Here is an 11,389-nt window from a genome sequence, read left to right as displayed (position 1 = left end):
GCGTGCCACGGTTTGAAACCGTGACACGCCTTTATATTACTTTATTGTAACATTACTTTGGTTACCTGGCTGTATTCCTCGTTTTGTACCTGTAGCACGTACGTGCCGGGTTTTAATCCTATAGGTAAGTTAACGGTTAAATTGGCCGAAGCACCGCTGACCGCTACTTTGTTTCTGTAAACGGCCTGGCCTTCTGTGGTACGCAAGACCAGATTGGCAGCTCTTCCTTTGAAGTCTTTCAGAGATACAGTAATACACGAATGAGTAGGGTTGGGATAAACCGTAACCCGGCCACCATGTACTGGTATAACAACAGTTCGTGCGCCAGATAAGGAGATACTGGAATCTATCAGGCTCAATGGCACGCGCAATCCGCGTGGCCGATAATAATCAGGATTAAACCCATTATTGATACAGGCCGGTACGCAGTTGCTAAAAGTATTGATGTCATAGGTAATGAGGATCTCATTGTTTGCATTGATGTATTCAGGATGAAGGGCCGGTGCATAAAAGAATGGTGTATGTCCCAACTCATTATCCGGTATGGTATACAACACTTTTCTGTTGGTGAACGGACCGGTAATGCTGTTACTGGTGGCTACATAGATGCGGGTGCCGGCATCGCAGCTTACGCTGAATTCCGTACTAAGTGCCACATATTTATTACGCACTTTGGCCACATATACGCCGTTTGAAGCACCGGTGGTAACAGGGGCAATGTGTGAAATAGCGGTATCCCAGGCTGAGCCATTCCAGAATGACCAGGGGGCCCGGGGATTGTTGCGGGGAAAACGTGCCACTACAATATTGCTGGTGATAAATGCACCCTGTACGCCCCAGGTATAAATATAGCTGTCCGGCTCGTTGGTGTCGAAGCCTATACCGAAGGTGATGTCATTAAAGTTTTGCAAGGCATCAAAGCCCGTTACGGCAAGACTGGGCATGATCATTTTACCCAGGAAGTCGTTGCCGCCCCTGGTAAAACCAAGCCCTTCATTGCTGTTCTTTATATTGCTGTTATACACATACACGGTGTCGCCATTCTGGTAGCCACCGGTTGGCCATAGCAGATAGTTGTCATCGGTATTGTTCTTGAACAAACTGGGGATGCCCGAACTGGTACCAATGCGGGTGCTGGTAGCTGTCCAGTTCCAGTTGCCCAAGGGCTGCACCAGCGCGGCATTTCTTACCTGGAACAAACAGGGCGTAGTGCCGGCCACGGTATCCAGGTGGTCGATGTAGCTATCATTCATGGCCCACAAAACACGTCCGTCTGATAACGGGATCGTAAGGGCGCCATCACTGGCAATCCAGCCGGTCTTTCTGTCGAAAAAGGCGGTCACCTGCGGGTCCTTATAAATACCGGCATTGCCGGGAATGGTGGTGTTGGCGCGCAACATCATATTCGGCGCCGGTGAACCGTAATTGAATGCGTCCTGGCTACCAGTGAATAATAACCGGAATTGATAAATGCTGTCCTTCGATAAGGAAGTTGTTGGTTTTATACACCATTCGTATTCTTTTTTGGTGCCCGCATTGATGGTATCGGTGAATTGCCAGGTATTTACCAGCACCTTGCCGCCGGTAAAGGTGCCGGCGCCATCGTCCCTGATCTGCAGGGTGGTCGCTTGTTTGTCTGCGACATAGGCACTGGAGCCGGCCATTACAAAATCATGTCCGGCAGTGGTGGTATTAATGGTCGTCCACGCACCGGCGCTGCCGCGCTGGTATTGCAGGTTAACGGTGCCGGTCTCCGTATTGGTAAGACTGTTATACACCTCTATGCGAAGGCGTACTGGTGAACCGGCTACAAAGGCGATGGTAGCAGGAAAGTCCTGGGGACTGATCCAGGTAGCTTTATTTTCAGTGCCATTGTCTTTGCGCCAGCGCCAATGGGCCTGGCTAAAGTTGGCAACGGCCTGGCTGCCGCAGATAAGCAGCAACAGGCATACAGCAAGTAATCGTTTTGATCTCATGTTATTTTGGTTTTCTGGTGTATGATAATGGTGGTGATCAGTACAATAAAACAAAGGCAAATGGGAAGGGCAGGAAAACGTACGGCGATGGGTTCAATATTATTGGGATGAATGGTAACCAGATCAGCCTCATCGATGCGGCCCGATGCATGGATCAGTCCGCACCGGCCATTGCTGCTATTAATGGCAAGGTCTTTACGCGTTTCCACCGCCCTAAGGCGTGCATTATAAAAATGACTTTTTACGAGGTACGTTTCCCGGAACCAGCCATCGTTACTCAGGTTCAATAGAAATTGTGCGCCCTGGCGAACGGTTACTGCCGCGGCCCCCGGCAATGCCGATTCATTACAGATAAGTATACCTGCCTTCCCATACGGGGTGCGCAGGGGTAAATGATTGTTGCCTGGGAATACCGCGTACCCATTGGCAGAAAAGAAGGGGAGTAACCATCCCTGCCAGGGTTGTTCAATAAACAACAGCGGGGTTACTTTATCGTAGCGGCCTGCCAGTTTTCCTCCGGGTAATAAACAATAGGCCGAGTTACCGACAACGTCATTTGAAAGGGCGGTGTTCATGCCCAGGACATGCGTGATGGTAGCTGGGTCGGAGGTGCGCAGTAGTTCCTGTACCAGGTCGTCGGTGTGCGAGTAGGTCCAGGGGATAGCCGATTCCCCCCATAAAATTACCTGGGGGTGTTGTGCTACACACTGGCGTTCCTGTTGCAATAACTGTTGCACCAGTGCATTGCCATTCGCCTGGTCCCATTGGGCCTCAGGCGGTATGTGCGGCTGTAGAATAGCCAGTTTAAAAGTAGGTTGTTGGGTGACATTGGGCTGAGAACGTTCAAACAGCATCAGCAGCAACCAGCCCCAGCACATAAAAACAACAAATAGCGATAATGGAAACCACAATAGTTTATAGCGGCGTTGTGCGATCGCTTTTGCAATAAGGGCATTTGCCAGTACTATTACAAAACTGCACCCCGTAACCCCCATTACAGATACCGGTTGTATGGCGTACAGATTTGCTGAAAGCGCGTTGCCGGCATGAAAAAGGAACCAGGGCAAACTGCCCGCCAGCCATTGCAATACAACTTCTGCCAGTGTCCAAACAGCTGCTATATAAAGTGGATTGGGTATAAGAAAAGCTAATCGTAATACAAATGCGCAACCGAGCGAAAACAGCCCGGTGCATAACAGGAACGCGGCCACCCCATAAATGGAAGCTAATCCGGTAAAAGCAGGGATCCCTGTTATCATCCAGGAAAAGGCGCAACAGCAGAAGGTGGCGCCGGTAATGAGTCCGGCCCGGAAAGGGGAAAGCGACGATCTGCCAAATAGTGTTATGAACAACGGGACCAATGCTACCCAGCCCAACATAAACACCGCCTGTTGCACGGCAACAAACAGGCACAGGCCAGCGATAATAGCTCCTCCTTTTGGTGTATAACGGTTCATAAGCAGGCAATCAGCAAGGATGTATAGACTAAAAGTAAGTGCTAAATATTGAATTAGAATACTTTTTTATCAGCACGAATTTGCGTTATGGTAAAATAGTATTAATTGCGGATGCCTGTTTTGCGGGCGGAAAGCAGGAGCACGATCAGACCGGTAAAGAGCCAGCCAAGGGCAAGAAGCTGTGCCTGGCTTAGCTTCCAATAACCAATGTGATAACGGGGATTTATGCGGATGAATTCAATGAAGAAGCGTTCTGCACCATTGAGGATGGCAAAATACGCAAAAAGAATTCCTGGTTTTTTTATGGAACGGCGGAGGCGCCAGAGCAGTAAAAACAGGCAAAAGCAAATAATAGCCTCATACAGGGGTGTAGGGAATACGGGTGCTTGCAGGATGGTACAATGGCTGCCGGTACAGCCGGGAATATAAATACCCTGATGCACGCTGTTATGCGGGTAATAGCTGGCCCATAACCATTGGGGCAGCCAGGCTGGCCGAGGTTGGTCGTTTATAATACCCCAGTCACCATCGCCTGCCACATGGCAACCCATTCGGCCAACGGCATACGCCAGCATCATGCCGGGGCTGCCAATGTCTGCAGCAATGGCGGGGCGTATACCGTACCGCTTATTGATGTATAAATAAGTAAGGGCACCAGCTATCAAGGCGCCATAATAATTCAATCCGTTGAAGAGGCGTCCATCAGTGAAATGGCCTTCCAGTGTCGCAAAAAGAATGGCGCCGCCAAAACCAAACAACCCGCAATACAATAACAGATAGTCCATTAACTGATAGGGATGCATTGGTTCCCGCCCGCCAGAAGCTGGTGATTGGCGCCTGGCTATAAACCATACCACCAGTCCGGCCACCAAACCCGCAATCCAGTTACCGCGGGTGGAGAAGATAAAGTCCTGCGGTGTGCCAATAAACAGGGAACGATGCAGCCACCAGTAAACGAGTTTGGCGCCGGCCGCAAAACCCAGTAGGCCCCAGATAACGGGATGCACTACGCGGGCCGGTCCGGCAAAAGATTGAATAATGCCTGCTGCCTCCCTATGCCGGTATTCCATCCGGAAGGTAATATAGGCGGCAGCAAACGCCAGCAACAGGAAAAATCCAAAGGGTGTAAACATTGTACTATTATAACATTGCTTATTTTGATGCTGGCAGAAAAGTATATAAAAATACTTCCTAAAACGGTTTTTCTTTCTACATTTAAACAGGCAATCACGATTTGCCACGATCAAAAAGCCAAATTCAACAAGGCGCCACCGCCACCATTTTTAACGCTAATTGCTTGTGTATGATATCAAAACTGTTATTACACCACTCCCGTGTTCTGGTCCCGGATCACTACCACCACCAGCCGGTAATCCGGCCTTCCGAATTGAACCGGTCAAATCATTTTTTATCACTATCCACCAAATTAACGCCATCGGTTGACCATTTTCTACCGGGGTGACCAAACTTTTTTTCGCCAATTGAGGCTTAAATATCTGTACAATTTTAACATAGGTTACTTAAACTCCTGCTAAGAAATGAAAAAACCTGCCATAGCAGTATTACTGATTGCTGTATTGATGGCCCTGACGACTGCCTGTAAGAAAACGAGTTTTCTTGACCAGACCGTAACCTCGAGCCTGGATGAGAACAGCACTTTCAGCGACAGCTCGAACGCCATGCAGTTCCTGAATAATATCTATGTAAATATCGGGTTTGCCACCGATCCACGCCGGTTTACCAACACGGCCGGTTCATTTGGCGCTGGTTTGGAAGCCGCCTGCGATGAAGCAGAGGGGCCGAATGCCGCCAGCACCAACGGCTTTATCCAGTTTGCCACCGGATCGGTTAACCCAACTGTGGTGCCGGACGATGCCTGGAAGATCTGTTACAGCAACATTCGTGCGGTGAACCAGTTCCTGAAGCATATACCGGTTATCCCATTCAACAACGCCCTGAAAGCACAGGTGAGTGCCGAGGCCCGTTTTCTGCGCGCCTGGTACTATGCCATGCTGATGCAGCACTACGGCGGCGTGCCCCTGATTGGCGATACCATTTATGCATCGGCCAATATCATCGAGGTAAAACGTAATACCTATAAGGAATGTGTAAACTATGTTTTGTCGGAGTTGGATGCGGCCGCGGCCGTGCTGCCCACTACCTGGACCGGCGCACAATATGGCCGGGCCAGCAGAGGCGCCTGTATGGCAGTTAAAGCAAGGGTATTATTATTCGCTGCAAGCCCTTTATTCAATAAGGGTGGAACGGCCGCTGGTGATGCCAACCTCGCCAGCATTGTGGCCTATCCCGATGCGGACCCTAACCGCTGGCAGCTGGCAGCTGATGCGGCGAAAGCAGTGATCGCGCTTAATGCGTATCAATTGTTTGTAGACTCCACTTCTAAACCTGGTGAGCCGGGTTTTGGCTTTCAGGAGTTGTTCACCAAACGCTATAATACCGAGTACATCCTTCCCCGGATGATGGGCGATAACAAATACCTGGAGTCATTGTGGGATGTGCCTTCGCGTGGCGGATCGGGCGGTTCTTTCCCTTACCAGGAAATGATAGATGCCTTCCCGATGAGCAACGGATTGGCGATCACCGACCCGGCCTCGGGGTACGATGCAAACAATCCCTACCAGCACCGCGACCCGCGGTTGGGTTATTCTATCATGCACGATTCCACGATGCGGGTAACCTTTGGCACCAACCAGCCTTCCCCTTTACAGCTCTATATCAATACGGCGGTGAAACCGGCCGTTGCATCCAGCGGAGATGCAGTGTATAAGGGCACCCCAACGGGGCTCTACATTTATAAGATGGTTGATCCCAATGTGATCAACAACAGCGTGGGGGCTACTTCCCGTGTGTTGCCGTTGATCCGGTATGCGGAAATAGTGCTTGATTTTGCAGAGGCTACCAATGAAGCAGTGGGTCCTGCCACGGAAGTGTACCAGTCGATAGAGGCCATCAGGCAACGGGCTGGTTTGCGGCCCTGGCAATTGCCGGCAGGGTTAAACCAGTCGCAAATGCGCACCGTCATTCAAAAAGAAAGAAGGCTGGAACTGGCTTTTGAAGGGTTTCGTTTTTGGGATGTACGCCGTTGGCTGATTGCGGATCAAACAGAGAACCAGACCATGCATGGCATGGAAGTCAACCGCGGCCCTGTTGTGGAGTATAAGCCTTTCGTTGTTCGGAAACACAATTTCACCAGGGCTATGTACCTGTGGCCGATCCCCCTGTCGGAAATAGCCAAGTCACCTGAATTGTTACAGAATCCATTATACTAACTGCGATAGTCATATGAAAAAGATATTCTTATTGCCCATACTTTGTTCCCTGGCCTTTGTTGCCTGTAAACCGGAACTGCTTGTTACGCCATCGGAGCCCACAAAAGGCCTGTCTGGCAGCTGGCAGATCATAAAAGCCACGCGCAACGGTACAGACCTTACCACGCGGTTCGATTTCTCCAGGTTCAGGATCAATTTTACCGACAGCAGCTATACCATTGATAGCCTGGTGCCATTTATCGTAAGCCGGAATGGAAAATGGTCGTTTGATGATCCCACGTTTCCTTTTAGCCTGAGCTTTCAGCCCACGGACAGCAGTGCCAGAACTTCTCCGCTGCAGTATCCTGTTACGGGCGGGCAGCGGAACCTGATCATCTCCTTCAGCCCCGGCTGCAGTTTGAACACCTATCAATACACCCTTCAAAAAGCGAACTAATGCAACACCAGCCTGTACAACATAAACCATTGGTTAAACGCAAACCATCCGCCGGGGTTATCTGGAAGGTCATTGGCGCACTGCTGCTGCTGATCATTGCGGCTTGTTCCATAACAATTGATAATGTGGCAATTCCCGGTAGCATTAAAAGCGGCGATGTACTACCCATAACCTTGAATGTGACCATTACCACCAACCAAACACAAACCTCCAATTTCATGACGGCGGTGCTGGTGCCTAAAGTGTGGAAGGTGGCACAAAATGCTACCATCACTTTCACCAGCGACATTACTTCCGGCGACCAGGCCATGACGGTGATCCCGGCGGGTACCCCGGCGCCGCAAGGTGGTGGTATGGACTGGCCCACGCTGCTGGCCACTAAAATAGGGAACGGTGGTAACCTGTTGCCCGACTATGAATGGGTGGCGTTTTATTCCAACGCCAGTTATTCGGTGGATGCGAATGCAACCATACACGCCACCGTAAGTATAAAGATCAAAACAAGTCCTGATAACCTGATGTTCAAATTGGGTTTCTGTGTGGCCAACAGCACGGATGGTCTGAGCAGTTCTGACCGGTATGCTACTGCTTTCCCCGGTTGTTTTCAGGCCATTGGTACCGGCGACCCAATCGATTTCTGTAATCCGCAGATCTCTACGGTTGACCCACGGGCTTCGCTGGACAACGATATCATCACGCTCACTTTTGACGGCGGGGTGCAATCAACTGCGCTGGATAATGCTTCCCAGGTTTACCTGTGCATTGCCGGTATTACAGATACGGGCGACAGTCTTTCTGTTTGCACCCAGACCGATGCCACCAGGATGACCTCCTTGGGGTTAAACAAATGGCAGAAAGACATCTGGCCCAGAAAGCTTTTTAATTTAACCGATAACCAGCACCTTACCGGGCTGCGGTATTTTTTTACTGATGCAAATGGGAACAACAAAGTGGGGTATGCCGGTGGTGCATCGCCGTTCCTGTATACATTCAAATGCCAATAACAACTATCTGCTCATTTTAACTGCTTTTTATGGCTCACTCCAACATATATAAAAACATTGTAAAAACAGGCAGCGTGTTGTTCCTTACGCTGTTGTACCTCGCCTGGCCGCATAGCTGTCTGGCGCAAACTACTGTTAATGGAACGGTGGTGGATGATTACGGTTACCCGGTACAGGGAGCCATGGTACATTTGAAAGGGGAAAAAATAGCACAGATTACCAATAAGGACGGTGTTTTTGAAATAGTGACAACACCAGGCGCCGTGCTGGTGTTTGAATACCCGGGTTATAATACGATTGAAGTAAAAGCGGGCAGCCGGCGGCCGCTGTTCGTACGCCTGCCTGTTCGTTACCTGTCACAAACGATCCCGCCTGCCAGTAAGACCACACCGGCCGGTGATACGATCTATATCCAAAAGAAGTTGGTACCTAAACTGCATGTGTTATATGGTGAAACCAATGCCCATTCATTTTTAGGTTCCATTGCCACAGTAGGAGCTAATGAACTTGGCGCTACACCTGCCTCTTCTTATACGTATGCCTTACCTGGCCGGTTGGCCGGATTGAATGTGATACAAACCAGCGGCTTTTATACACCATTAACGGGTAGCCTTACCAGCAGGGACATATTTGTTGGGAACATTCCAAACAATACAAGCGGGGCCGGGCCATCTGATAATACGGAGTTCAATATTCAGCTAAGGGGGCATAATGCCAGTATGGGGCAATCGCCCATTGTAGTGATCGATGGCGTACAGCGGGAATTCTATTCGCTGGATCCGGAAAACATAGCCTCCGTGAGTGTGTTAAAAGATGCGCTGTCAACTATTCTATTGGGGCAGAACAGTGCCCGCGGTGCGTTGATAGTTACCACAAAACAACCAGTTTCCGGTGCCCCCCGTGTTGCCTTTACGGCAGAGACCGGTGTGCAAACACCCCTGCAATTGCCAAAACCGCTACCGGCTTACCAGTATGCCTATCTGTTAAACGAGGCACTGCTGAACGATAGCAAAAACCCAGCTTATACCGCGGCGGATTTTGCGGCCTATCGCAGTCAAACCGATCCCATAGGCCATCCTGATGTGAACTGGTACAATACCATTTTGCGCGATCAGGCAAGTATGAACCGGTATAACCTGAGTGTTACCGGCGGCGGTGCTACCGCGCAGTACGTGGTGGGGTTGAACTATATGAACCAGAACGGGCTGTTTGTTACTTCTGATACCAACTCCTACAATACCAATGCGCAGTTGAAACGGTATATGATCAATTCAAGAATTGACATAGACGTAAATAAGAATTTCAATGTAGGCTTACAGCTCTTCGGGCGTTTGCAGGATGGCAACCAACCCGGAGCGGGTACTGCCACCATTTTACAGGGCTTGTTAAGCACCCCTAACAATGCTTATCCCGTATACAACCCGAATGGGTTGTTTGGTGGTTCCGCGAATTATACGCAGAACCTGCTGGCGCAAACCATTGCTTCCGGTTATATGGCCGATCACCTGCGTGATGTAATGGTTAACCTTGATCTTGGTTATAAACTCGATAACTGGATAAAAGGCTGGTGGGCGAAAGCAAAAGGGAATGTGTCGGTACAGGAAGCCAGCAATCAGGACCGCAGCAAACAGGCACCTGTATTTTCGCAGTCAATCTCCACCGGAGGCGATACAGCGTATCACCGCTATGGCAGTACCGTGAACCAGGTTAATAATTTCACCAACACTTCCTGGGCCAGGTATCGATTTGTACAGCTATCGACCGGGTACAACCGGCAGTTTGGCAATCATACCATCGACGGTATGTTGTTGTTCGATCAAAAGAATGTGTTATTGAATTATGATATCCCGTCGGCGCTTACCAACTACGCCGCGAAGGGCTCCTATAATTATGCAGAAAAATACTTTGTAGAAGGTGCCATAAACTACAGTGGGTACAACCGGTATGCGCCTGGTCATCAGTACGGACTTTTTTATGCCGGTGGAGCAGGGTGGAATATGGCAAAGGAAAGCTGGATGCAATCCGCAACCTGGCTTAATCAGTTGAAGTGGCGGGTCACTTATGGCCGTACCGGCAATGCCAATGTAGATAACTATGGATATTTTATCTGGCGCCAGCATTTTACGCAAGTGGCGGGAACCTATCCCATTGGCAGCAATTATCCCAATGGTGCTGGTTTGGGTGAACAGGGTGTTCCCGGCAGCCAGGTATTGGCCAATGTGAGCGCCACCTGGGAAAAGGCCGATAAACTGAACGCCGGTGTTGACATGGCTTTTTTTAATAACCGGCTGTTGCTCACTGCAGATTATTATCACGAACGCTATTATGACGTGATGCAAACACGGGGACGCAGCATTGCCCTGATGGGTATTGCTTATCCCGTAGAAAATATTGGCATCGATCTGTACCAGGGTGGTGAAGCAACGCTCACCTACCAGGACCGCATTGGCAGCCTTCATTATTTTGTTACCGGCAATGGGGCCATACAACAATCAAAAGCGCTGTTCATGGATGAGCAATACCAGGCCTATCCCTGGAATGTACATACCGGTCATCCCGTTGGACAGCGGTATGGTCTTATTGCAGATGGGTTGTTGCAAACGGGAGCAGAAGCAGTTGCTGCACCTACCATTGCAGGTTATACACCGCATGCCGGTGATATAAGATACAAAGACCTCAATAGTGACAATGTTATTGACCAGTTTGATGTGGCGCCCATCGGCAAAGAGCGGCCATTGCTTTATTATGGCCTGTCGGCCGGGATCAACTACAAAGGAATAGAAGCAGGCATTTTGTTGCAGGGTGTTGCCAACCGGGAAAATTACGTAAGCAATGGTTACCTCGATGCCGGTTTTCAGGGGCAGAACAATGGGTATTCGCAAGCCTATATCCAGGCATTGGGCCGCTGGATCCCTGAAACGGCCACCACAGCCAGCTATCCCCGATTGACTGCAGGCGGTAATGGCTACAATTATTCACCGCTGTTTCAATCAAGCTCTTATTTCCTGCGCAATGGCAATTACATCCGCATAAAAAATGTAAACGTGGGCTATGATCTTCCCTATGCCTGGATAAGAAAACTAAAACTGCGGGGAATAAAAATATTTGCCAACGCACAAAACCTGTTTACGCATGCGGCATACAAAGGCATAGATCCCGAAGTGTCTTTCCCCAGTTATCCCATACAAAAAGTTATCAATACCGGCATCACTGTTAAACTGTAAAC

Annotated in this window: 7 protein-coding genes; 4 read left to right on the top strand and 3 right to left on the bottom strand. The window is 49.6% G+C overall.

Annotated elements, in window-relative coordinates; all coding sequences use genetic code 11:
• Window positions 1-41: 41 nt before the first annotated feature.
• The 3 genes from J7I42_RS19430 to J7I42_RS19420 form a co-directional block, all read right to left on the bottom strand.
• A complete protein-coding gene (locus J7I42_RS19430) occupies window positions 42-1,976 on the bottom strand; it encodes a DUF5005 domain-containing protein (protein WP_209140512.1) in 1,935 nt (644 codons plus the stop codon).
• Window positions 1,973-3,433 carry an apolipoprotein N-acyltransferase gene (gene lnt / locus J7I42_RS19425; RefSeq protein WP_209140511.1) on the bottom strand — a complete coding sequence of 487 codons (1,461 nt, stop codon included), beginning with the start codon at window positions 3,431-3,433 and terminating at the stop codon, window positions 1,973-1,975. The genes J7I42_RS19430 and lnt overlap by 4 nt, the downstream gene beginning before the upstream one ends.
• A 101-nt stretch (window positions 3,434-3,534) precedes the next feature.
• Complete coding sequence (locus J7I42_RS19420; protein WP_209140510.1) at window positions 3,535-4,566, bottom strand: prolipoprotein diacylglyceryl transferase; 1,032 nt, start codon at window positions 4,564-4,566, stop codon at window positions 3,535-3,537.
• Window positions 4,567-4,971: 405 nt separating this feature from the next.
• On the opposite strand from J7I42_RS19420, the gene J7I42_RS19415 reads away from it, so the two are divergent.
• Genes J7I42_RS19415 through J7I42_RS19400 form a run of 4 tightly spaced genes read left to right on the top strand, consistent with a single transcriptional unit; the run spans window position 4,972 to window position 11,387 of the window.
• Complete coding sequence (locus J7I42_RS19415; protein ID WP_209140509.1) at window positions 4,972-6,723, top strand: RagB/SusD family nutrient uptake outer membrane protein; 1,752 nt, start codon at window positions 4,972-4,974, stop codon at window positions 6,721-6,723.
• Between the two features lie 13 nt (window positions 6,724-6,736).
• On the top strand, window positions 6,737-7,159 hold the full coding sequence (locus tag J7I42_RS19410; protein WP_209140508.1) for a DUF5004 domain-containing protein: 423 nt from the start codon (window positions 6,737-6,739) through the stop codon (window positions 7,157-7,159).
• Window positions 7,159-8,163 (top strand): DUF4961 domain-containing protein, encoded by a 1,005-nt coding sequence (locus J7I42_RS19405; RefSeq protein ID WP_209140507.1) that lies wholly within the window; start codon window positions 7,159-7,161, stop codon window positions 8,161-8,163. The genes J7I42_RS19410 and J7I42_RS19405 overlap by 1 nt, the downstream gene beginning before the upstream one ends.
• A 29-nt stretch (window positions 8,164-8,192) precedes the next feature.
• Window positions 8,193-11,387: a SusC/RagA family TonB-linked outer membrane protein gene (locus J7I42_RS19400; RefSeq protein ID WP_209140506.1), complete on the top strand. Its 3,195-nt coding sequence runs from the start codon at window positions 8,193-8,195 to the stop codon at window positions 11,385-11,387.
• Window positions 11,388-11,389 lie beyond the last annotated feature (2 nt).

This window comes from Niastella soli, assembly GCF_017742245.1.
GTDB lineage: Bacteria > Bacteroidota > Bacteroidia > Chitinophagales > Chitinophagaceae > Niastella > Niastella soli.
Note: the sequence above shows the minus strand (reverse complement) of the source record. Positions and strands in the feature narration are given on the sequence as shown.

Coding starts and splice junctions, on each gene's coding strand:
- J7I42_RS19415 (WP_209140509.1), top strand. CDS start 4,972: ATGAAAAAACCTGCCATAGCAGTATTACTGATTGCTGTATTGATGGCC.
- J7I42_RS19410 (WP_209140508.1), top strand. CDS start 6,737: ATGAAAAAGATATTCTTATTGCCCATACTTTGTTCCCTGGCCTTTGTT.
- J7I42_RS19405 (WP_209140507.1), top strand. CDS start 7,159: ATGCAACACCAGCCTGTACAACATAAACCATTGGTTAAACGCAAACCA.
- lnt (WP_209140511.1), bottom strand. CDS start 3,433: ATGAACCGTTATACACCAAAAGGAGGAGCTATTATCGCTGGCCTGTGC.
- J7I42_RS19400 (WP_209140506.1), top strand. CDS start 8,193: ATGGCTCACTCCAACATATATAAAAACATTGTAAAAACAGGCAGCGTG.
- J7I42_RS19430 (WP_209140512.1), bottom strand. CDS start 1,976: ATGAGATCAAAACGATTACTTGCTGTATGCCTGTTGCTGCTTATCTGC.
- J7I42_RS19420 (WP_209140510.1), bottom strand. CDS start 4,566: ATGTTTACACCCTTTGGATTTTTCCTGTTGCTGGCGTTTGCTGCCGCC.